Origin of the sequence: Paenibacillus sp. CECT 9249, from assembly GCF_918697855.1 — a bacterium.
In the GTDB taxonomy this organism is placed as follows: domain Bacteria; phylum Bacillota; class Bacilli; order Paenibacillales; family Paenibacillaceae; genus MSJ-34.
In genome coordinates, this window is sequence record NZ_CAKKLI010000002.1 from 325,558 (window position 1) to 350,336 (window position 24,779).

Annotated in this window: 13 protein-coding genes; 2 read left to right on the forward strand and 11 right to left on the reverse strand. The window is 54.5% G+C overall.

Features of this window, described 5'->3' with window-relative positions; translation table 11 throughout:
• Nucleotides 1-59: 59 nt before the first annotated feature.
• Nucleotides 60-1,388 (reverse strand): FAD-dependent oxidoreductase, encoded by a 1,329-nt coding sequence (locus LQ229_RS03355; protein ID WP_230190960.1) that lies wholly within the window; start codon nt 1,386-1,388, stop codon nt 60-62.
• Nucleotides 1,389-1,870: 482 nt separating this feature from the next.
• On the opposite strand from LQ229_RS03355, the gene LQ229_RS03360 reads away from it, so the two are divergent.
• On the forward strand, nt 1,871-3,211 hold the full coding sequence (locus LQ229_RS03360) for a TrkH family potassium uptake protein (RefSeq protein ID WP_230190961.1): 1,341 nt from the start codon (nt 1,871-1,873) through the stop codon (nt 3,209-3,211).
• Between the two features lie 17 nt (nt 3,212-3,228).
• Nucleotides 3,229-4,212 carry a YpdA family putative bacillithiol disulfide reductase gene (locus LQ229_RS03365; RefSeq protein WP_216537745.1) on the forward strand — a complete coding sequence of 328 codons (984 nt, stop codon included), beginning with the start codon at nt 3,229-3,231 and terminating at the stop codon, nt 4,210-4,212.
• Nucleotides 4,213-4,273: 61 nt separating this feature from the next.
• Here LQ229_RS03365 and LQ229_RS03370 read toward each other — a convergent pair whose 3' ends face one another.
• The 10 genes from LQ229_RS03370 to LQ229_RS03415 form a co-directional block, all read right to left on the reverse strand.
• Nucleotides 4,274-5,488: a glycosyltransferase gene (locus LQ229_RS03370; protein WP_230190962.1), complete on the reverse strand. Its 1,215-nt coding sequence runs from the start codon at nt 5,486-5,488 to the stop codon at nt 4,274-4,276.
• Nucleotides 5,489-6,286: 798 nt separating this feature from the next.
• Nucleotides 6,287-7,822, reverse strand: coding sequence for a BCCT family transporter (locus LQ229_RS03375; RefSeq protein WP_230190986.1), 1,536 nt, complete (start codon nt 7,820-7,822; stop codon nt 6,287-6,289).
• Nucleotides 7,823-8,611: 789 nt separating this feature from the next.
• Nucleotides 8,612-11,134 (reverse strand): ATP-dependent helicase HrpB, encoded by a 2,523-nt coding sequence (gene hrpB / locus LQ229_RS03380; RefSeq protein ID WP_230190963.1) that lies wholly within the window; start codon nt 11,132-11,134, stop codon nt 8,612-8,614.
• A 178-nt stretch (nt 11,135-11,312) separates the two neighbouring features.
• Nucleotides 11,313-11,930 carry a C40 family peptidase gene (locus tag LQ229_RS03385; RefSeq protein ID WP_230190964.1) on the reverse strand — a complete coding sequence of 206 codons (618 nt, stop codon included), beginning with the start codon at nt 11,928-11,930 and terminating at the stop codon, nt 11,313-11,315.
• Between the two features lie 109 nt (nt 11,931-12,039).
• The gene (locus tag LQ229_RS03390; RefSeq protein ID WP_230190965.1) at nt 12,040-13,071 is read right to left on the reverse strand and encodes a HAMP domain-containing sensor histidine kinase; all 1,032 of its coding nucleotides are present in this window, start codon (nt 13,069-13,071) and stop codon (nt 12,040-12,042) included.
• Entirely contained in the window at nt 13,068-13,742 is a 675-nt protein-coding gene (locus tag LQ229_RS03395; RefSeq protein WP_230190966.1) for a response regulator transcription factor, read from the reverse strand. Before LQ229_RS03395 ends, LQ229_RS03390 begins: the two co-directional genes overlap by 4 nt.
• A gap of 23 nt (nt 13,743-13,765) precedes the next feature.
• Complete coding sequence (locus LQ229_RS03400) at nt 13,766-15,520, reverse strand: ABC transporter ATP-binding protein (protein ID WP_230190967.1); 1,755 nt, start codon at nt 15,518-15,520, stop codon at nt 13,766-13,768.
• A 333-nt stretch (nt 15,521-15,853) separates the two neighbouring features.
• Entirely contained in the window at nt 15,854-17,662 is a 1,809-nt protein-coding gene (locus tag LQ229_RS03405; protein ID WP_230190968.1) for an RNA polymerase sigma factor, read from the reverse strand.
• Nucleotides 17,663-17,732: 70 nt separating this feature from the next.
• Nucleotides 17,733-22,673 (reverse strand): AAA family ATPase, encoded by a 4,941-nt coding sequence (locus tag LQ229_RS03410; RefSeq protein WP_230190969.1) that lies wholly within the window; start codon nt 22,671-22,673, stop codon nt 17,733-17,735.
• A gap of 90 nt (nt 22,674-22,763) precedes the next feature.
• Nucleotides 22,764-24,548, reverse strand: a complete 1,785-nt coding sequence (locus LQ229_RS03415) for an energy-coupling factor transporter ATPase (RefSeq protein ID WP_230190970.1) — start codon at nt 24,546-24,548, stop codon at nt 22,764-22,766.
• Nucleotides 24,549-24,779: the final 231 nt, after the last annotated feature.

Below are 24,779 nucleotides of genomic sequence, written 5' to 3' on the forward strand. Positions count from 1 at the left end.
GCTAGATCGGCATTCCAATCTGCGGAAGCGGCGTTTGTTTTTTTATGGCAGCGGCTTATTTAAATGGCTTGCAGTCCCGCCGTATTCAGAATGTTCCACGGCTTGTTGAAATGCGGTTGGAAGAAGAAATCGACAAAAGCGAGCTCGTCGATCGTCATCCGGTTTTGAATGCAAACCGAAAGGGTATTGACCGATTGCGTCAAATCCGCCTTCGACATCAATTGCGCTCCCACAATGCGCCGGGTTTCCTCTTCGAACACGACTTTCAGCGTCACAGGCTCGAAGGTAGGCATAAACTCCGGACGATCGTGATCCATTATTGTGACAGATTTCACATTCATGCCAATGCCAATAGCCGCATGCTCGGTCAAACCTGTCGAAGCGATGTTTTGCTCGTAAATTTTAATGCCCGACGTACCCTGAGTTCCCATATAGCGCAGGACAGGCCTCATTAAATTATGAGCCGCAAGCGTACCCATCCGCACCGCGTTGGTTGCAAGCGGAATGTACATATGATTCCCGGTCGGATTGTACATAACCGCGCAGTTGTCTCCGGCCGCGAAGACGTCGGGGTTGCTGGTGCGCATATATTCGTCGACGACGATCGCGCCGTTGTCCAGCAATTCCACTTGACCGCGCAACAATTCGGTATTCGGGCGAAATCCGATGCATAGAATAACCAAATCTGCCGCATATTCGCCTTTATCGGTAACTACTTTGGTTACTTTGCCGCGTGTGCCCTCGAATTTCGTAACCGTCTCGCCCAATGCGAGCCGAATCGAACGTTCCGCGAGCGTTGCCTCCACCCGATCGGTAAACTCCGCATCCAAATATTTGGCTAACACGCGGTCGCATGTATCGATGAGCGTCACTTCCTTGCCGTTCGTTTGGAACGCCTCCACCAGCTCGATTCCGATATACCCGGCCCCGATTACGATAATGCGCTGCGCGTCTTGCGCTTTCTCAACGATGGCGTTGGAATGATTGTAATTTTTGCATAGCATAATGCCGCCCAAATCGATGCCTTCCATATTCGGAACGATAGGCCACGATCCGGTCGTCACGATCAGCTTGTCGAACGTATCGCCGAACTCTTCGCCGGTCTGCAAATTCCGCGCGCGAAGCGTCTTGCTCGCCGTATCGACGGAAACGACCTCGTGGCGCATCTTAGTCTTGACGCCAAGCTCGGCCAGTTGATCGGGCGAGGAATAGAATAAGCCTTGCGCGTCCTTCACCACTCCGCCCACGTACAACGCGATCCCGCACGATAAAAACGAAATGTTGTCGTTCCGCTCGTAGACGGTAATTTCCGCCTCCGGATAAAGTTTGGCCGTATTGAGAATCGCCGCCGTCCCTGCATGCGTACAACCGATAACCGCTACTTTCATCTGAAACACTCCTTAGTTTGTGATTTTTTTCACTTTATAAGTGAAAATAGTTGTTTCCCTTTCGACTTCCGATATCCGACATCCAACGACCCGCATACCAAGCCTGTGAGAACGGTCCGACGTACCGGAAGAAACAATACCTATTGGTTGTGAAATAATTCACTATTATGGCGAATAAAAAATCATTATTCAAGTGACTTATGTCGTTGACAATGACCGTTATCGTTGATCACATTATAATCCATTTCCGTTCGGATCGCAATACTCTATTAAGCTGGAAAAACTACCCTAACGGAGAAAAAAGGCGCAGTCGCCGCGAAGTTGATCATAATCCGCAAATTTGGTATATTCTTTGAGAAAAGAGGAGAAATGAGGATTTGTGTCCTTTGCCAATAAAGCTTATAATTTGATACATGCTCGAACCAAATGCGCATTGGGTTTTCCAGTGCTTTTTTTCTTGACGCGAAGAGGTGTATTTTCCATTGAGAACGAATCGTAAAGAGCTGCGGTTATCCCCGCCCCAAATTTTAGTCCTCGGCTTTGCCGCTATTATTACGATCGGAGCCTTCCTGCTTATGCTGCCGATCTCGACCAGGGGAGACCAGCCGCTCAGCTTTATAGACGCTCTATTCACTTCTACGTCGGCCACTTGCGTGACAGGGCTCGTCGTTGTCGATACTTGGAGCACATTTTCCATATTCGGACAAATCGTCATTATGATCCTGGTGCAAATCGGCGGGCTCGGCTTCATGACAATGGCCACCTTGTTCGCGTTGGTGTTGAAGAAGAGGATATCGCTGCGGGAACGGCTCATTTTGCAGGAATCGATGCGAGCGACCAGCATGGAGGGGATCGTCCGCCTCATCCGCAGAGTCATTATATTCGCGCTAACGATTGAGTCGATTGCCGCGGTATTGTTCTCGATTCGGTGGGCGTTCGATATGCCGCCTGGCAAAGCGGTTTATTACGGCATCTTTCACGCCGTTTCCTTGTTCAACAACGGGGGGTTCGATCTGTTCGGCGAGTTCACAAGCTTTCAAAAATATGCCGCAGACCCTTATTTCCATATTATCGCAATGACATTAGTCGTTTCGGGCGGACTCGGGTTTATCGTATTGGCTGATCTTTACGAATGTCCCAGAAGGAAGAAATTGTCTTTGCAATCCAAAGTCGTATTATCGATGACGGGAATATTAATCTGCGTCGGAACGCTCGTTTTCTTCGCATTCGAATATGCGAACGCCAAGACAATCGGGACGATGGATTTGCCCGGTAAAATATTGGCGTCTTTCTTCCAGTCGGTTTCGACCCGCTCCTCCGGAACGAGTACGGTCAATATCGGGGATCTGCATCAAGGCACGCAATTTTTTATGATCATCCTTATGTTTATCGGCGCTGCGCCCGGTTCGACCGGAGGCGGCATTAAAATTACGACGTTTGCGCTGCTGGTAGCCGGCGTCGTCTCCATGCTGCGCGGAAGGGATGATGTCGTTCTGTTCCGGAACCGCATCGCGAAAGATTTAATTATCAAAGCGTTGACCATTATTTTATTCGCGCTTTTCATGGTGGTGGCGGTCGCGATGCTATTATCGATGACGGAGGACCGTTCTTTCCTGATGATTCTGTTCGAGACGGCCTCGGCCGTTGGAACGGTCGGCTTGTCGATGGGGCTTACGCCCGAACTGTCGGCATTCGCCAAAATCGTGCTATGCGTCGCCATGTTCGTCGGACGGCTCGGGCCGCTTACGTTGGCCTATGCGCTAGGCCCGAAGAAAGAGAAGGAATTGTACCGCCATCCGGAGGGCAAAATCATAATCGGTTGACATTGGGGGGGATTTCCATGGAACAAGCAATTATCATCGGCGCGGGACCGTGCGGCTTGTCGGCAGCCATCGAACTGCAGCGTATCGGCCTGTCTCCGCTCATTATTGAAAAAAACTGTATCGTTCATTCGATTTATTCCTATCCGACGCATTTGCAATTCTTCAGTACGCCGGAGCTGCTCGAAATCGGCGAGCTGCCGTTCGCGACCCCGAACGAGAAGCCGTATCGCCATGAAGCTCTCGTCTATTACCGCAGAGCGGCGGAGCATTACAATCTTCGTATTCGCACCTACGAGGAAGTCGTGTCGCTCCGCAAGTCGGAAGAAGGATTTGACCTGGAAACGAAACACCGCAGCGGAAAAGAATCTCGCTATAAAGCCCGATATGTCGTGATCGCTACCGGTTATTTCGATCATCCGAATATGCTCGGGATTCCCGGCGAAGATCTAAGCAAAACGACGCATTATTTCCGCGAGGCGCATCCGTACGCCGGCTCGAAGGTAACGATTATCGGGGGCAATAATTCGGCGGTGGACGCGGCACTGGAACTGCTGCGCGTCGGAGCCGAAGTGACCGTCGTTTACCGCGGCGCGGAATTGTCGCCAAGCATCAAACCGTGGGTGCGGCCGATCTTCGAGAGCATGATTCAGAAAGGGCTTATCCGCATGCTGTTCGAATCGACCGTGACGCGGATCGAGGAAGATACGGTTTGGGCCGCATCCGCAGACGGGCAAGAAACGGCAATCGCCAACGATTTCGTCCTCGCGCTGACCGGTTTCCGCCCCGACCGGAAAATGCTGATCGAAACCGGAGTCGAATTGGCCGACGACCGCGAGAAGCCGCTGTTCAATCCGGACACGATGGAAACGAACGTACCGGGCTTGTATGTCGCCGGTGTCATTACATCGGGCCGCAATGCGAACGAAATATTTATCGAATCGGGCCGAATGCACGGCAAGACGATCGCCGCCCACATTATGGCTCGCAATGAATCCGTATAATCGGGATGAAAAAGAACCGTAATCGCAACTCTCAATCGGAGTACGATTACGGTTCATTGATTTATACGCTCTCTCTCGCTTTGCTTCGATACCATGATTTCCAGCTTTTCCGCGTTGTCTCCATCGACGCCGTCTGATTGGAAACATTCAATATGGCAGACAAAGCGCTGTACGGGGAATGTTGAAATTCCGTCGCCTCCGCCCTTTTCTTCATCCCGGAGAGCACCTCCGGATGGCTCAGCAAGTAAGTAAACTTCTCTTTCAATTCATCTTCCGACGGCGCATAGATGGCCACCCCGGATTCGACCAAGTAGTGAACATTATCTTCTTCTTGACCGGGGAGCGCTTTATAGAGCAGCAAAGGCAGCTGTTGAATCGTCGCCTCCGTCGTGGAAATGCCGCCGGGCTTCGTAATCATTAAATCCGCGCATGCCATCCATTCGTGAATTTGCTCCACATATCCGTGAACGATCGTCGTCACTTCCGACTGTTCGGCAATCCGTTCCAGCTTTTCTCTCAATTTCTCGTTTTGCCCGCACACGATGACGAATTGGACCCGATCTTTCCATTGTTCCTGCTGCAGGAAGCGTACGAAGGAAGGATGAATCATGCCCCAGCCGCCGCCCATCACCAATACCGTCAGCTTGGATACGTCCAGCCCGTGTTTTTTCCGCAGTTCGATTTTATCGTATTTCTTGTAAAAGATCGGTCTAACCGGAATTCCCGTCACTTCGATCCGGCTCTTCCCGACGCCTTGCGCCATCAGCGCTTGCGCGACCTTGGCGGAACTGACCAGATAGCGGTCCGTATACGGGTTCAGCCAATAACTATGATCCGTATGGTCGGTAATGACCGTAACGGTCGGACAATCGACGCTGCCGCTCGCTTTCAGCTTCGATACCGCGGCCGCGGCCGGCGGAAACGTGCTGACGATGATCGAAGGATTGACTTCCCATACCGCATCCTCCAAAGCCCGCAGGCTCATGCCGCTCACTGCCTTGATCGCTTTGGAGATGACGTTTTGCCTTCTCGTTTTGTGATAGAAGTAACCGTAAACGCCGGGGAAAGTCTTGATGCACTGCATGTAACAAAATGCTCCCACCTGATAGAGATGCGGCGAAGTCAGTTCCATATAGTCCATCACATGCACTTCCACTTCTCCGCGCAAATATTGCGATGCTTCCAAAATCGACTTTGCCGTCTGTATATGCCCATGACCGAGCGGACCGGACAATACGAGTATTTTCTTTTTCTGTCCCCGCAACGACATATTCATATGCCGCTCTCCTTTCTTTCCAATCAACCAATTATATATATACCGAATCTATGGTCAGATCTTGTTCGTCTTTATATTAGTATTGTAGGACGTTTTACTTTATTTCAAAACCGACTTGAAGAGGTTTTTTTCACTGGACTAAGGTCGAGGAACCATTCCACCTTAAGTTTAGCACCTGATATTAGTACATGATACAAATAATTTGACGAAGAATAAAGCGATTTGTTGCTATATTGGAAAAAGTTCTCCTTGGGGCAGAGTTCAATTGACGATAGAAACTGCCGCAGCTCCTTCCGCGATCATGCCCGCTCTCATGAACATCGGCGAAGAAAGAATCAGCCCCGCGCAAAATTAGCGTGGAATATATTGTAAGATTAATCATAAACCTTTTACTATTTGTAGGACAAGGGGGAAACTAATAGATTTCTTGGTTGGTTGGATGAAATGAGGGTACATTCGGCGATTGATTATCGTGGACGCTAGGGCGGTCGCCGGTTTCGTTGGGTAAATGACCTGATTTGTAGTGGTGGACGGACACACGATTCGCTATTTTGGCCAAATGGGCGTATTTTCGGAGATTGGCGGACTTACGTTCCTTTATTTTGCCATTTGCTGCGATTGCCGGACACATGTTCCTCTATTTCCCTGAAACAGGCCTGAATCAGGCGATTTGTCACATATAACGGATTCTCTGTCCTCCAATATGCCCAAAAGGGGGCTTTATCAGGAAATAAGGGATCTATGTCCGTCAGTATGCGATAAGGGGCGCGTATCTCCAAACGATCGCGAAGACGGCAGCTAGCCGCCTTCGTTCTGCAATTTCTCCAGCAGCAGATTGAGCTTCTTGCGCTTGGCCCGTTCCGCTCGCCGGTGTTCCCGCTCCTCCTCCCGCAACGCTTTGACAATCGAGAAGGTCATGAGCAGCAGTATGACGGCAAAGGGCAGCGCCGTTACGATGGAAGCGGTCTGCAACGCCTCGAGCCCGCCGCTCAGCAGCAGCACAACCGCAATCAAGGCTTGAATAATCCCCCAAGAAACCCGAATCTTAATCGAAGGGTCCGGATTGCCGTCCGACGACATCATGCCAAGGACGAAAGTGGCCGAATCGGCGGAAGTGACGAAAAAAACGATAATCAGCACCAACGCCAACACGGCCAAGATCGTGCCGAGAGGCAAATATTCGAGGGTGGCGAATAGAGCGGCCGTCATATCTTGCTTGACCGTTTCCGCAATCGGATAGCGGTCGAACATTTCAAAGCGAAGCGCCGTCGAACCGAAGACGGCAAACCATACAAAGCCGAAGCCGCTCGGGACGAGCAGCGTCCCCAATATAAACTCCTTGATCGTGCGTCCCCGGGACACGCGGGCGATGAACGATCCGACGAAAGGGGACCAAGCGATCCACCATGCCCAGTAGAACAGCGTCCAACTGGCCGTCCACGAGCTTTGCGTAAAAGGAGTGAGGCGCAAGCTCATTTGAATAATATTTTGCAAATACAGGCCGAGCGTACTGGTAAAGGTGTCGAAAATAAACGAGGTCGGTCCCAGAAACAGAATGAAGAGCATCAGGCAAACGGCGATCGCCAAATTGGTATTGCTTAAAATCCGGATGCCTTTATCGAGTCCGGTTACCGAGGAAGTGATGAACAGCGCCGTCAACACGGCGATGACGATTAATTGTACCGTAATATTGTTCGGCAGGCCGAACAGGAAGGATAACCCTCCGTTGATTTGCATGACGCCCAAGCCGAGCGAAGTGGCCACCCCGAATGCGGTCGCGATAATAGCCAGAATGTCAATCCCTTTGCCTAATGCGCCGTTCACCCGATCGCCGATCAAAGGATAGAAAGTCCAACTGATCAATCCTTTATACCCTTTACGGAACGTGAAGTATGCAAGTCCCAGCGAAACGAGCGAGTAAATGCCCCAAGGATGCAGGCCCCAATGAAAAAAGGAATATCTCATCGCCTGCCGCGCCGCTTCCACCGTGAAGCCCTCTCCGCTCGGCGGATTCATATAGTGGCTGACCGGCTCCGACACGCCCCAAAATACGAGTCCGATCCCCATTCCCGCGCTAAACAGCATGGAGAACCACGATAAGTTGGAGTACTCCGGTTCGTCGTCATCCGTGCCAAGGAGAATTTTCCCGTATTTGCTGAACGCCAAATAGAAGCAAAACACGAGCACGATCAATGCCGTAATCAAATAAAACCACCCGAAATTTACCGTCAAAAAAGATAAGGCCCGGTCCGCCGACGAAGCCAAATGTGCGGGAGCGATCAACCCCCAAATGACAAAAAGCGATATAACGACGATCGAAACGGCTAATACCATATCGTTCAACTCCCGTGCAGCATTTCTCAAACTTGCCTTCCTTTCCTATAGCTTCTTCATTTTTCCCGGTTTATAGTCAACAAAAAAAACCGCTGGAAGAAACCGTTCCGGCGGTCGTCTCGCCAATTTCGCGGTTAACGGAAGCAGGAGCACGGACGAACGATCTACTACAATCCGCGCAAACGTTGCATTAAATCTTCTGGCTGGGATCGCGGTACCATGGAAATATAACGGATTTCCGAGGTCTTATTTTTTGAATTCCAGTCGAATATTGGGATTAACGGATTTTCGAACCGTTAACATGTCGCGATCGGGTGAGAATCCTTGGTTTTGTGAAGTTTCGACAAAAATAGAGCCCTCAAAATCCGCTAACTCCGCCAAAATTGCGTTATTGGATCAAATAAGGCCTCCAAAATCCGTTAACCTTGTTCATCCCTATCGCAATCATCTGCTTGAAACGCAGTAAAACATTCGGTGCAACGCTAGTGAAGCAGGAGACTCTATTTTCGCAAAAATGAGACGTTTTGAAATGTAACGGAACTGAGAAACCTTAATTGCGGTCCTTTGCTTGTTTCTCGCAAGAAAAACAAGGAATAAGTGCGCTCACATCCGTTAGAATCCGAATAGCCTGTCATTTTCCACATTAAGGTCTCTGAGATCCGTTACAAATTTGAACTTCGACAGCGATTTAGAAATTCGGCACCATCCTATGTGGTAGGTTTTCACCGTTACCGTAGTTTCTTACGGTTACCGTAGTTTCTTACGGTTACCGCGATCGCTGCCGTCAAATTACCGCGGGCGAACGCGGTTCGTCGGCGGCGCGCTTAGCGGGTCGTCCGGCCAATAATGCTTCGGATATCGCCCCTTCAAATCTTTGCGCACATCAAAGTAAGTTTTGCTCCAAAATCCGGCCAGATCGCGCGTCACCTGCACCGGCCGCTGCGCCGGCGAGAGCAGATGCAGTATGAGCGGCACTTTGCCCCGCGCGAGCCGCGGCGTTTCCGTCAGCCCGAACATTTCTTGCAAACGGACGGCCAATACCGGGCCGTCCGGGTCGCTGTAATCGATCGGGATGCGCGAGCCGCTGGGAACGGTAATATGCGTAGGAGCGCAATCGTCCAGTTCCCGGCGCTTGTCCCATGAGAGCGCCGCCTCCAGCGCCGAGACGAGATTCAATCGCTGGAGATCGCCGCGGCTTCTCATTCCGCCCGCGTATGGAGCTAACCACTCTTCCAGCGAGGCGGCCAGCGCTTCGTCGGAAGCATCCGGCCAGCCGGGTTCGTGCTTGTGCATGAATCGCAGACGCGCTTGCATCTGCCGCGCCGCCCGCGTCCAGGGAAGGATCGCCAATCCTTCCTCGCGTATGCCTTGCATGAGGGCGGCCGACGTTCCTTCCGGATCCGGTTCCGGCTGCGGGGCCTCCCTGATTACCAGCGCGCCGAGAAGTTTGCGCGTTCGGGCGCGCACCGCCTGCGCTTCCCGGTCCCATGCGATGATGGAACTTTCCATTATATGGACGCCGAAATGCCGTTCCAGCTCGCTCTCCGCCACGGGCGCCGCCAGATAAATGCGGCTTTCCGCCCCTTGATCGTCGAGCTCCGCCGCTACCAGGTACGGCGCGCTTGCGAGCGGCTGAAGCTCGGCGAAGGCCGCGCCGCGCCCGTTGCTGAGCAAATAGCGGCCATTCTCCCTGCGCTTGGCGATGCGATCAGGGTAGGCGAAGGCAAGCAGCAAACCGCAAGCGTCTGCGCTTCCCCCGGCATCCGGCGCGATTCCCAGCATTCGCTTCCAATGGTTCGCCTCGGACAGGATGCGCCGCGAAGCGGCCCAATCGATCGAGTAAGCCCTCCCTGCGCCGGCGCCGGAGCTATATGTATCCGCCTTCCCCGCCGATTGGCTGCGCAAAGCCTCGATCCGCAGCCGGATATCCGCGTCCGGCGCCGCGCCGGCGCCGCGGAACATATCCCGCTCGCTCAGTAAAGCCGCCAATTCGCAAGCCAGCCCGCCGAGCCGCAAAGTCTCCGCCCGCAGCAGCATATGCGCCAGGCGGGGATGCAAGCCCAATTCCGCCATGCGTCTGCCGTGCGGCGTGACGTTTCCTTCCGGTCCGAGCGCTCCCAACTGCCGCAGCAAATCGCGCGCTTGCGCATAAGCCGCCTCCGGCACCGGGTCGAGCCAGCTAAGCTCCGCCGGATCGGATACGCCCCACGCGGCAAGCTCCAGCGTCAGCGGCGCAAGATCGGCCGCGAGCAGTTCCGGCGTGCTGCGCGCCTCCAACCGGCGCTCTTCTTGCTCGGTCCATAGCCGGTAGCATATCCCCGGCCCCAAACGGCCTGCGCGGCCGCGCCGCTGATCGGCCGACGCCCGCGACACGTTGACGGTCTCAAGCCGCGTCATAGCGGTGCGCGGAGAGAAGCGCGGCACGCGCATGAGTCCGCTGTCGATCACGACGCGAACCCCCTCGACCGTCAAGCTTGTCTCGGCAATCGACGTCGCCAGCACCACTTTCCGTTCGCCCGGCGGACAAGGCGCGATCGCCGCGTCTTGCCCTTCCTGCGGCAAGCTGCCGTGGAGCGGCGAAATGCGGATGCGCGGATCGCGGATGCGCTCCGCAAGCCACGATTCCACTCTGCGAATTTCCCCCGCCCCCGGCAGGAACGCCAGTATATCGCCCTCCTGTTCGGCGAGAGCGTCCAGCACCGTTCGCGCAACGCGATCCTCCATCCGCTCCTCGCCTCGCCGCGGCAAATAGCGCGTCTCTACCGGGAAGCTCCGGCCTTCGCTAACCAATACCGGCGCATCGCCCAATAAGGCGGAGACGGGCTCCGCTTCCAACGTCGCCGACATGACGAGAATTCGCAAGTCGTCCCGCAGCACGGCTTGCGATTGCAGGCATAGCGCCAGCCCCAAGTCCGCATGCAGGCTGCGCTCATGGAATTCGTCGAAGATGACGATCCCCACCTCTTCCAATGCTTGATCCGCCTGCAACAGCCGGGTAAGAACGCCTTCGGTGATCACTTCGATGCGTGTCGACTTCCCGACGCGGCTGTCCATTCGGACGCGGTACCCTACCGTCTCCCCGACATCTTCGCCTAACGAACGCGCCATATAACGGGCGGCGGAACGGGCGGCGAGACGGCGGGGCTCCAGCATCACGATCCGGCGGCCTTGCAGCCACGGTTCGTCCAGAAGAGCGAGCGGAATCCGCGTCGTCTTCCCGGCGCCGGGAGACGCAATAACAACTGCGTTCGAGCGGGCGCGAAGACTTTCCTTCAGCGCCGGCAATATCGATTCAATAGGCAAACTGGCCATTGGCGTATCAACTCCATTACATATGTTCCTCCTAAACGGCTCTGTCTATCCTTCCATCTATTATAGCAAACTCGCGAGAGGAGGAAGGAACGCGGACCAATGAAAAAGGAACGGCAATGCCATCTATCATCGGATGACACTTCCGTTCCCTATTTTTATACCAAACTACTCTTTATATTCATTCGGGAATAACCCGTTTCGCCCATAGAAAATGTTCGTACCAATATTCGCCTTCGAGCTTGTCGCCGTGAATATCGCTAACGATGACGCCGATTCCTTCCTCATACGTATGCAATATTTTGCCGTCGCCCATATAGATTCCGACATGTCTCACTTTATTGATCCCCTGTTCGTTCGGGTAATCTTCATCGGAGAAATACATCAAGTCGCCTTTGCGCATTTGGTCGAACGGAATCGTCTCTCCTTGCACCGCTTGCTCTCGCGAATTCCATCCTAAGGAAATGCCTTCTTTATCGTATAGAAATTGTACGAAAGAAGAGCAGTCGAACGTGCTGTCCTGAAAACGCTCGGCTCCGAATACATACGGTGTGCCATAATAAGTTTTGCCCATATCTATAATACGATCCGCCGTCTTCTCCCATTGCGCCTGCGCCGTTTGAACGGACGCGACGGCAGGGACGGGCATAGCCGCCGCAACAGTCTGTGCCGCCGCGGACGCGGTTTGCGCCTCGGCCGGAGCATAGGAAGGAGCGGAAGCTTTGCCGGTAGATTCGATCATCAAAGCGGCAGATACGATACATGCGATACTAGTCGCCAAAATGACGGATTTGCGCACTATACCATCCCCTTTCCAACTCATTATGACAATTTTGTAACGGGAATGATATAGCGTTCTGTTTCCAAAACGGCAAAAAGTTTCCTGTTTCTGTTTTCCTGTCCCTTGTTTATATGGAGACGGTAATGGTCGTGCCTGCGCCAAGCTCGCTTTGGACGGAAAGATCGCCCCGATGCATTTCCACGATCTTTTTGACGATCGACAGCCCTAGACCGCTTCCCCCTTCCGAACGATTGCGCGATTTGTCGGCTTTGTAGAACCGCTCGAACATATGCAACTGGTCCTCTTCCGCGATCCCGATCCCGGTATCCGAAATGCGGACAAGCGTTTTATCTTCCTGGCGGAGCATTTCAATGGCGATCGTACCGCCGCTAGGCGTAAATTTAATGCTGTTGTGAATCAAATTGATCCATACTTGGCTCATTAAGTCGCGGTCGGCGACGATGCTCGCTTCCTGCAAATCGATCTCCATCTCAATCCCCTTCTCCAACCATTGCGGCTCGCACGCCAATACGATATCGCGCAGCTGCCTGTCGAGGCGGTAAGGCTTCGGGTCGAACGGAGGATGTTCGGATTCCAGCGAGGTCAGCTTGAGCAAATTTTCGCTGAGCCGGGACAGCCTCACGCTTTCCGTCTCGATAATGCCAAGGTAATGCATGCGTTCCTCATGTGTGAGATGCTCCTGCCGCAGCACTTTCGTAAAGCCGCTGATCGAGGTGAGCGGAGACTGAATTTCATGGGATACGTTCGAAATGAATTCTTGCCTCATCTGTTCCATTTGGTTCAATTCAACGGCCATATCGCTGATGCTGTCGGCCAGCACCGTCCAAGGTCCCTTGTCTTTGGAGACCTCCTTCAGATCGACGTTAAAATCGCCTTTGGCGATCTTTTTGATCGCATCAATGAGCAATTTGAACTGATCGACATGCTTGGCGCGCGCCAATTTTCCAATGATATAGAAACAGCCGAATATGAGCAGAAAGCTCAGGAAAAAATTGATCAAATATTTGATCAGATCATGCGGTTCTTTATCGATGCCGAAATAGAGCAAAGCGGTCAAGTAATAGGCGAGCGCCGAACAGGCGCCCGTACCGGCAAGAAACACCAAAATACCGAAAAGGTGCTTAACAAAACGCTTCATGCCTGCGTCTCCAGCCGATATCCCAGGCCGCGCACGGTAGCGATGCGGAAGGAATGCTCTTCTTCGGGAAAGCGTTCGCGAAGCCGTTTAATATGAACGTCGACCGTCCGCTCGTCGCCTTCGTAATCGTACCCCCATATTTGTTCGATCAATTGCTCCCGCGACAGCGTCTTGCCCGAATAGCTGGCCAGCATAAACAGCAGTTCGAATTCTTTCAAGGGCAATGTCATGCTTTGATCGCCGACCGATACTTCAAACGTCTTGCGGTTCAACGTCAGCTCGCCGATTTGCACCGTCTGGGATACCGCGATCCGGTACCGTTTCAGCAACGCCTTGACTCGAACGACCAGTTCGACCGGTTCGAACGGCTTGACGAGATAGTCGTCCGTGCCGAGCTCGAACCCTTTCACCTTATCCGCCGTCTGGCCTTTCGCCGTCAACATGAGCACGGGGAGATCATACGATTTTCTCAATTCCGCGCAAAGCTTCCAACCGTCCATATTCGGCATCATGACATCGAGTATGATCATATCGGCTTTCACCGACTCCAATAGTTCGAGCGCCTCCAACCCGTCGGAAGCTTCGTAGACATCAAATCCTTCGTTGCGCAAAAACAAGCCGACCAGTTCCCGGATATGCGGATCGTCGTCTACAATCAATATTTTGATCATCGCCTTGCCCACCTTCCTTTCGCTTACGTTACCCCCATTTCTTTAATGCGAAGCTGCTGCACGGCAAATTCGCGGTACATGGCATGGGATTGCAGCAATTCGTCATGCGTTCCGCTGCCGGTAATGCGTCCTTTTTCCACAAACAAGATTTGATCCGCCTCCACCACGGTCGACAAGCGATGGGCGATAACGAGCGTCGTCCGGCCTTTCATCAAATTTTGCAACGCTTGCTGCACGACGATTTCCGATTTGCTGTCCAGGCTGGAAGTAGCCTCGTCCAGCATAAGGATTTCCGGATCCCGCAACAACGCCCGCGCAATGCCGATTCTTTGCCGTTGGCCGCCCGACAGCTTCATGCCCCGTTCCCCGACTTCCGTGTCGTATCCATCGGGGAATTCTTGGATGAATTGATCGGCGTACGCCATTTGAGCGGCGCGTCTCAATTCCACATCGCTAACGTCCCGGCCCAATCCGTAACAAATATTGTCGCGGATCGTTCCGGCAATCAGCGGGCTTTCTTGCGAAACGTAACCGATACGGCTGCGCCAAGACCGGAGGGTATAACGATCGATCGGTTCGTCTCCGAGCTTGATCTCCCCGCTTTGCGGCCGGTAATATCGTTCGAGCAGCGAGAACAGCGTCGTTTTCCCGCCGCCGCTCGGCCCGACAATGGCGGTAACCTCGCCGGGCTGCACCGAGAAGCTGACATCCTTCAACACTTCTTCCCCTGTCGGATACGCGAAGGAAACATGTTCCACCGATATCGGCAGGCCCGCGTCTTGCAGTTCCCGTCCGGCGGCAAAGTCTTCCTCATCCGCGTCCAGCGTCGCGATAATGCGTTCGGTAGCCCCTTTCGCCTTCTGAAGCTGAGTGAAAAAAGCGGTAATTTGGCCAAGCGGCATGACGATTTGAAAAAGGTACAGGATGAAAGCAACCAAGTCGCCGGCCGTCAAGGCGCCTGATGAAACCCGCACTCCGCCGTACCCGATAATGACAACAAGCACCACCATAAGTACGAAAGACATTAACGGCGAGATCAACGCCTGCACTTTTCCCTCCTTCAGCCCGAATTGGAACAAATTCACGATGCCCTTCTTCCCGTTCTCATACTCTAGCGGCTCGGCGTTGGAGGACTTGACCAAGCGGATCTCCGACAGCACCTGATTCAAAATCACCGTGAATCGGGCCGTCTCGTCCTGCAGCCCTTTGGAAATCTTGAACATTTGCCGCCCGAGCGGCACGAGAACGGCGGCGACAAGCGGAACGGCAACGAGCATTAACAGCGTCATTCGCCAATCAAGCACGAGCAAAATCGCAATCGACCCGATCACGGATATGATCCCGGTGAAAAAACCCGTTACATGCTCGGTAATCAGCCCTTTGACGACGCCCGTATCGTTCGTCATCCGGCTGATCGTTTCACCCGTCTGATGCTCGTCGTAATAGGGAACCGGCAGAACGAGCAGCTTGCTCCACAACCGGTCCCTGAGCCCGGCAACGACTTTCTGGCCGACATGGTTTAACAAATATACCGACACGCCTCCGGTGATCGCTTGCGCGACAAAGACGACGGCCAATATGGCGATTTGGCTCCCGCTGATGGAAGCGAGCGAGAAACTGTCGACGAAATTTTTCGTAAACAGCGGGATCGTCAAACTGACCACCGTTGCCGCCACGCTCATGCAAATCGCGATGCCGAGCATGAGCTTGGACGGATTCGTTTGTCTGATCAAATCGATAAAAGGGCGCCAACCGCCCGGCGTTTTTTCTTTGCTCATATGGTTCCCACTCCTCATCTGAATCTTTCTTTATGATACAAGTTCAAAAAGCAAACTTTTCAGCACCGAGAAGGTTGCGAGAACCCGAAGAAGGAGGAGCGGAGTGTAGGCAAAACCTACATGAGCACCGGACTTCGAGGGTGAACGCAAGATTCGATGTCGAATCCGCTCTCAGACATGCTTCGTGATCAAAAGGGGACTTTTTGAACTTCCTCTATGGGAAGACTATACGATACAATTATGAATTCAATATGAACTAACCCGGGGAAAAATACAAGGACGCCCCATTAAGAGCGTCCCGGCAGTGGTGAGAGTTATGTTGTTAGAGAGAGATTAAGACGATCCGTCGAGCTCGGCGTACATATGCCGGAGCAAAGCGACCGCTTGCCGTTCGAGCGATTCGACCGATTGGAGCAAATGTGCAGCGCGCTCCGCCTGCGCCGGATCGTTCGGCCGGCCGCCTTCGGGGAACGGGAACATGCGCTGCAGTTCGTCGAGCGGTACGCTCATCTCGCGGTACAGCGCGGCCGCTTCGCGGCTTGCTTCGCGAATGCGGTCCATGCCCGCTTCGCCCTCCAGCCATTCCGCGCTCGCTTCCTCCAGAAACGCCGCCGCATACCGGCGGGCATCCCGCAATACGCTAATATTGTACGAATTGCCGTTCGGTTCGATTCGTCCGCCGCGGCAGGCTTCCCGCCACGTCTCATAGGCGGCCAAACCGGTGACGCAGCGGTCGATCCGCTCCTCCTCGCCGTCATAATGCCGCATAATCGTTTGCAAAGCATTGCGGAGAGCGGTCCGCTTGTCGATCTCGACCGGACCTTCAATCGCGATCACGAACAGATCTTCCAACATGCCGCGTCCCAAATGTTCGTAAGGAAGAACGTCTTCCCGCGCGCATTCGACGGCCAACAGGCGGCGCTGCTCGTCGTCGTAACCGTAGATCACGCCGAACTCGGGGATAAACAAATCCCAAGCCACGACCGGATAGCCCCGGTCAATGGAGCGATGAATGAGCTCCAGCGCCTCGGGCAACGCGTCGGGAAGCTTTCTGCGTTCCCTCGCTTGCTCCGACATTTCCGCCGGATCGGCAAGATTGGAGTTTTGTCCGATCGTGGGCTTCATTCCGGATACATAGCGCGAATCAAATCCGAGGTTGCGCAGCCCCGAGGTAAGCAGCCCGGCAAAATCGAACGCCGTCGGACCCGCGATATGCACATCGTCCTGGAAAATGCCGATCCGGAACGCTTGCCCCGTCAAGCCCATCGCGAGCGGAAGCGAGCAAGCCCGATCCGTATATTGGACGGCGGCGTACAGCGCTTCCGGCGCCGTAAGCCATGATTGCATTTCAGCGAGCGTCCGGTGTTTCGGTAGAATTGTTTTTTTCATTTGACCGAATTCCTTTCTATTCTGAACGTATTGGTCAACGACAATCCGGATGTTCTCCTGAACGACTTTTTTCCTAGAACGGGAAATCAATTGATACACATTGGCGGACGAAAGCTGGAACAGCTTCGATATTTCCTGCGGCGACAGCTGTTCGAAGAAATGTGCCTCGAATATGCGTCTCTCCCGCTTGTTCAGACAACGCAGCATTCCTATGATCGTCTCCAGCAATTCGCTTCGCATCAGCCTCGCTTCGGGATCGGTCTCCTGCGCCTTGCGCTCGGCAAGGGAGCGGGACAACCGGCGCAGAACGAAATCCATATCCCGCCAACCCTCTTCCCGGGCCGGCTCCTCGGACGCCGGCAGCCGCAGCGCGGTAAACGCCCGCTCTTTCGCGGCCGCTCCGCTCCTCAGCTTCGTGTACGCCTGATTGCGGACGATCCGGTGCAGCCAAGGCAGGAATCGATCGATCGAAGACAGCCTCCCCAAATGCAGAAATGCTTTCGTTAGCGCATCCTGCACAATATCTTCCGCCATGAAGGGCTCATGCGTGATCGTCTGCGCGTAACCGTAAATCCGGCTTCGATGACGCCGCACCAACTCTCCGAAGGCTTGGCGGTTTCCGCTCTGGGCTTGCCGCACCAGATATCCGTCGTCCGCTTCGGACAAGTCTTCCGGAGCGGACGCCTCCCGCACCCTTATTTCCCGTTCTTTGTCCGCCAACGAGTCCAGCCTCTGTCTCAATTTGTCATCCAATGATTTCACACCCCGCAATGCATCGACCTGTTATATAGACTGCGAAAGGATCGATTTTCTGACAAAAAGGCTAATCCCGCGTTTCTCCTTGAATCAAATTGTATTTCTTCGCCTCGGCTACCGCCATCGTCCGTCGTTTGACATGAAGTTTGGCGAAAATATTTTTGACATGATATTTGACCGTACCGACGGCGATGACAAGCCGGTCCGCAATCTCCTGATTCGATAATCCCGCGGCCATTAAGTTTAGCACGTCGAGTTCGCGCTCGGTCAGCGGATCCGTCATCGCCGGGGCTTGCTCTTGGCTTGAAGGCTCCCGTTCCGCCCCGTCCGTCCGTTCCCGCTGTTCCGTGTACGCTGTGTTTAATGTTTCGGGCCGATTCGCCGATTCGACGGCAATGCTCGTCTCGCCGAAAGACCGCAGCAGTTTTGTCACGTAAACGGCTTGGACGGCAAGCATATGCGGCACTCCCCGGCGCGCGGCTGCAAATGCGCCTGCCATATCGTCGTTGGCCAAATAGAGAATGCCGCCAATCTCGCCTTGTACGGGAACCGGTACGCATAGAATCGAACGCGTGGCGTGACGAAGTATCGCTTCCTCATGCGCGAACATTTCTTCTTGCACGGCATTTGCAAGGACAATCTCTTCGCCTGTCCGGAACACGTAGCGTACGATCGCTTCGGAAATCCCGCCGTTCGTTTCCAAGGAAACGTCCCCGGCGACTGTTCCGCACTGTTCCTTCACGTCCAAAGCCGCCGAGATTTCCAGCCGTCCGCCGTTTTCGACGACCAGATACCCCCGTTGGGCGCCCGCGTTCTCGATAATCAACGCCATGAAACGATGCAGCAGCTCGCTCAGGTCCATCGCTTCGGACACGCTCTGCGAAGCTTTCACAATCGTTGCCAAATCCAATGTTTCGCCTTCCGGAAGCGCGGGGCGAGACGAACGATAGACGACTGAGCTTGCGACCGGCGACGTTCCAACAGCGGAAGCCGCGACGGGCGGCGCTTTTCCCGCGGCCGCTTCATGATCTGCCGGGGTTGCCGCCAGCGGGACGGACGGACCGAACTTCCCGGCATTTCCGGGAACATCGAAGAGCCCTATGCCCGGGAACTGTCCGATCATTCGGTTCGCCTTCACGCTCGCCCCCCATGCCATATAGGCATCGTAAGCGCCGGAAGCGTACATGGCGGCGCTTCGCTCCACGCCGGCATCCCGGTAGAAGCAAGCCGCTCTCTCCAAGGCGACCGCGATGGCCGGGACATATTCGTTTGCCGTCGCCGCTTGGATCGCCTGCTCATACAATTGCATCGCCATACGGCTGTCGCCCGCAATCCGGGCCATTTCCGCCTCCGCCAAACGCAATCGATGCATATGATTGTCCGGGGCGAATTCGGCCCATTTGCGCATTTGCTTGCAGTTTCGCTTTAAGCGCCGCATCATCCTTTTCCGGTCGGAGGTTCCGGCGTCGTCATATTGCGCCGCAACGGCCAGCGCCTCATAGTAACAACATTCCGCCACATGCGGCAAATGCGTCGCGTAAGCCGAATAAGGCCTCGCGGCTTCCGCAAATTCCCGCGCTTTCGCATAATCTCCGTATAAATAATGAAGCTGCACCCGATATGTATAGTATTGGAACAGCGTGGTGGCTGCGAATTGCTTGCCTTTCATCCGGTTCAGAAACTCCGATTCGCGAAAATCGGCCGTATCGAAGGATAACGAATGTTCCGTTTTCCCTTGCAACGCCATAATCCATTGTTGAAACAAATGAAAGTTATCGATAACGAATTCATCTTTCGTCTCTTCGAGAATTTGCAGATAATGCGTAATTTTCCGGTTCAAGTCTTCTAATTTCTGCGTCGTATACAGCGAATTGACATGCGCACCCATCGCGTAGCTGGCGAAAACGTAATCGCCCGATTCAAGCCCGAATTGCAACGCTTTCTCCAAATACGCCTCCCCTTCGCTCACATGAGCAAGCCATTGCGTCAGCAAGCCGAAAATAACGTACGTTTTGCTGCGGATGGAAGCGATCCGCCCGTTGTCCGCCAATGCCAAGCCGGCTTCCCCCAAGCGGTATCCGGTCTTGTAATCGCCCAGCCCAAAGCTGTTCATCAGCCCGAATGCCGCGAATGCGGCGGACGAGGCGGCGCATAAACCGTACTCCAACGATAAGCGAACCGATCGGGACATCATGACGGTAAATACTTCTTTATTGGAAAAGAACGTCGGCGCGGCCAACGTGAACATAATGTCCATCGCCATCTTGACATGCTCGTTCTCCATCGCGGGCAAATCGGCCAGCCGCTCGATTCGTTTGCCAAGCTGCATTCTTGCAAGCGTCATTTCTTTGACGACCGCATATCTTGCCGGCTTGGGCGAGACGACAATGCCGAATTCCTTGAGCGTTTGCAGCCCCGCGGATATCGCTTCCGCATATTGGCCGAGGTTGACGCGTTGCGTGGCGATCACCTTGCAGATGGCGCCCCGGTCCAGCGGATTGCGCGAACGCCGGTTCAACTGTTCTCCTAAATACTCGGCCCGGCCAAATTCGCCGCATAAATATTCGCATTCCATCTGTTCCAGATAAAGCGCGAAACAGATCTCAAACCGTTCGGCCCAGTCCTTTTCCCGCACCCGTTCGGTCCCGGCGCGGAACCATTCAACGGCCGCGTCGTAGGCCGACGACGATTTCGCTTTGCGGCCCGCAGCGAGATTCAATTCCATAAGTCGCAGCCTGTCGCAATCATCCTTCATGTGCGAAGCGCCTAAGTTGAGATGCTTCGCCTGGTCGAACAGGAGAGCCGGATCGGAGGAAGCGTCCCCCCGTTCCAGCAGCCTGCGGCCGACTTCCCAATGGAAGACGCTGCGCCGTTCTTCGTCGAGCAGCGAATACGCCGCTTGTTGAATACGGTCGTGCAGAAATGAATACCAGACTCGACTGACGCCCTGTTCCCCCGGACCGGATCGTTGTATCGCGGCGGCCGGGCCGGCATCTGACGGACGCTCGGGACGATAAGCGGAATTCGCCTCCTCTTCCGTCGGAACGATCAGCCCTTCCCGAACGGCGATCCGCAACTCGGCTGCGAGCCGCTCGAACGGCAGCCGTTCTACCTCTGCCAGCAGTTCCGGATCGAATTTGCTGCCAAGACATGCCGCGAGCGCCAGCGTCGTCACGGCGCGGGCGGGCAATGCGTTCACTTTCGCAATCATATATTGGAGCAAGTCGTCGGCCGCTTCCTTGGATTGGATCCGCTCTTCCTCCCATTCCCAACGTTTTCGTTTTTTGCTGTATGTTAGCATGCCTTCGTTGTATGCGGATTTGAACAATTGCTTGAAAAAGAACGGATTCCCCGCCGTTTTTCGAAAAAGAATTCGGGTAAGCGATAGAGTGAGGTCGGGATCGGATTGAAGCGTGTCGGCTACGATCCGGTTCAAGTTTTCCGCGGTCAATGGCGTCAAGGCAAGTTCGTGAACGCCGACGCCGTATTGCTGCCATTGGTCCAGGATCGGCGCAAGCGCTTGACTGTCATTGGACGAATCGTCGCGGAAAGCGCCGATGAGCAGCAAGCACTCGCTTCCGGGATCTTTGACAAAGGATTGCAGCATCGAGAGGGAAGCCGCATCGGCCCATTGCAAATCGTCCAAAAACAAGATAAGCGGGCTGTCTTTGCGGGCGAACGCTTGAAGCAAGCTGCGAAAAGCGAGCTGGAACCGATGCTGCGATTCCGCGGACGTCAACGTCTCGGGCGGAGGAACGTCGCCGGTCAGCAATTTAATCTCCGGGATGAGGTCGACAACCCACGCGGCATTCGTTCCGAGCGCGCCGCTTAGCCGCTTCTTCCATAAGGCGACTGCTTGCTCGTCTTCGCTTAAGATGCGCCGGACCAAATCGCGAAAGGCCGCGATTAGCGGCGCGTAAGGAACGTCGCGATCGAATTGCTCGAATTTCCCCGCAGCGAAGCAGCCTTTCCCGCCGGCAACCAGCTGCCGTATTTGCTGAACCAGCGCCGTCTTGCCGATTCCGGCCGGGCCCGATAAGATAATAATTTCCGTCGATCCGAGGCAAGTCCACCTGTATTTGTCCCGGATAAATGCCATTTCCCGCTCGCGTCCGTACAGATCGGCCGGGATTCGGAAGACGCCGCTCCTGTCGGCCTCACCCAACGTAAAATCCCCGATTGCTCCTTCTTCGTTCCATCGTTCCAAGCAGCGCTCCAAATCCGCTTGCAATCCGAATGCGCTCTGATAACGGTCTTCCGGGTTTTTGGAGAGCAGCTTCATCACGATTCCGGAAACGGCTCCCGGAACGCCGGGGACGATGTCGTCTAACGGAACGGGCGTTTTGGCAAGATGCGCATGGACCCATTCGATCGGGGCGGAAGCGTCGAACGGAAGCCGTCCCGTGATCGCTTCGTACAAAGTGACGCCCAATGAATACAGGTCCGCCCGTTCATCCGCTTGACGGCCCAAGCGGCCGGTCATCTCCGGGGACATATATTGCATCGTTCCCTGCCAAGAGCGAGCGCCCGGCGTCCTTTCCGCCATATGGACGGTCCCGCCGAAATCGACGAGTCTCGGCGTCCACGTCCCTGTATCGACGATTATATTTTCCGGCGTTATGTCGCCATGAAGCATATGCTCTTGATGAAGCTGGCCGACGATATCGGCCAAACGAACGGCGATGCGCAGAAACCGTTCCATAGACAGCCGCCCTTCCCGCAATATGGATCGCAGCGGCTCTCCTCCTGCATCCTCGTAAACGAGCATATAGGAAGTCTCGCTTCTTTCCACGGCAAAAGGCGCAACGAAGCCGCTTATTTTCCGTTTGCGCGCCGCTGCTTCGTCTCCCGCGTACCGCGCCGCATCCTCGTCGATAGGCATATGCGCCCCGATGTTCCCCAGTTTCAACAAGACGGGAAACCGGTCTTTGGAGCGGTACGCCCGACCAATGACTGTCGTTGCATCCTCATATAAAATGTGGTAGATTTCATAACCTTGTACGTTCATTCATTCAAGATCCTTTTCCAAAAGAATGAAATAAATGGCAATTGGTAGTTTGAGCTTACCATAAGAAATAGGTCGGGAACAGGCTCTTTTCTACATTCGCTCTCCCGCGAATACGATCCGATCCCGAAATTGCCGAACGGTAACGACGGATTGCGGGAGCGGAGCGCCGGCGAGCCGATTCGCCAATTGCGACACGGGCGGCTCCGATAGCGAAGCTTCGCGCAAAATGTTGTCTTCCGCAAACAACCCGCTCACGCTGCCGTCGTATTTCAATTCGCCTTCATGCATGACGAGCACCCGGTTCGCATAGCGGCAAACAAGCGGAATATGATGGGTAATCATGACGATCGTCTTCCCTTGTTCGTTCCATTCGCGGCACCAATCAAGCAGTTGGATCGAGCTCGCATAATCTTGCCCGGTTGTCGGCTCGTCCATGATCAAAATCTGCTGTCCGAGCATAAGCGCAGAAATGACGCTTAAACGCCGCTTCTCCCCTCCGCTCAATGTATACGGGTTGCGATCCTTCGCGTCCGCCAAGCCGGCGAATTCCAGCGCCTTCATGCCTTGGTCGGCAATATGCCGCGGCAGCGCCTCCCCATGCTTCAACCCGCTCCGGACACGCAGGCTGTAGACCGCTTCCTCGAACACGGTATCGGTGACGAAATGATGCTCCGGATTTTGAAATACGAAACCGATCCTATCGGTCAATTCGTACAGCGTTCGTCCGGCCGCATCCTGACCGTCTACCCAGACGGTGCCGCGCGCGGGGCGGATCAATCCCAATATATGCTTGACCAGCGTCGTTTTCCCCGAACCGTTCGTACCGAGGATCGCGACGAATTCCCCGGTTTTCACAGAGAAGCTGACGCCGCTGAGCGCCTTCGCGCCGTTCGGATACGTATAGTTCGCATTCCGAACCGTAATGGCCTCGTGACGGGATGCTTGCATTGGCTGCCCCGCCCGCGGTTCCGCGGTGTTGTGCCTAAGGGGGCCGGATGCTCCGGCAACCGCCTCCTCCTCCTTCACCTTCCATAAGCCTTTCATCTGGCTGTAGGCTTCCTCGACCGTAAGCGGAAATTCGCGGAACGCATAGCCGTCCCGGCGCAAAGCGTGGGCCAGTTCCGAAATTTCGGGCACCCATAGTCCCATATCGGCCAATCGGTCCCCATATCGCGCGAGTAATTCGCGGGGGGCGCCGTCGAATACGATCATGCCCGCTTCCATCACGACGAGCCGATCTACCAGATGGATCATATCGTCCGGCTTCGTCTCCGTCGCGACAATCGTATAATTTCCTTCGTCGCGAAGCTTCTTGAGCAGTTCGAAGACGTCCTTCGCCGACTGCGGATCGAGACCCGCGGTCGCCTGGTCGAACAGCAGAATGTCCGGATGCATGGATAGAACCGACGCGATGCCCACTTTTTGCTTCTGGCCGCCGGACAGCTCGAACACTTTGCGGCGCTCGAAGCCGGACAGCCCGACCTGCCGCAAGGAATCCGTCACCCGCTCCCGAATTTCCGCCGGATCGACGCGCAAATTTTCCGGCCCGAACGCCACCTCGTCCTCCACATAAATATTGCAAAGCTGGGCGTCGGGATCTTGAAACACGATGCCGATGCCGCCCGCCAGCTCGGGCATAGTTCGTTGCGATAGGTCCTTGCCGTTCACCTCAACGCCGCCGGTCAGCTTGCCGCCCGTCGTTCTCGGGGCGATCCCGCACAAGACTTGGCATAACGTCGTTTTGCCGGCTCCGCCCGGTCCGACGACGAGCACGAATTCCCCGCGCCGCACCTGTAACGAAACGTCGCGAAGCGCGGGCTTTCGTTCTCCCTCGTACGTATATGTCACATTTTTCAGTTCCAAGGCATAACCCATAATCGCTTTGTTCCTCTCCTCGGTCCGCTTTTCCGATCATTTTCTTAGTTTTATTGTATCATGAATGCGCATCGGTTACTTGAAACAAGGCAACTTGACATAAACCTAAATTTCGAAAGTACCGTTCATTGAAAACATAAAAAAGTGCCCAAATCTTTGGTAGAATGGTGTTTGTCGAGAACACTACACCCAAAGAGAGGAGCACCTTTTAGGTGAAGTCTACCACACCCA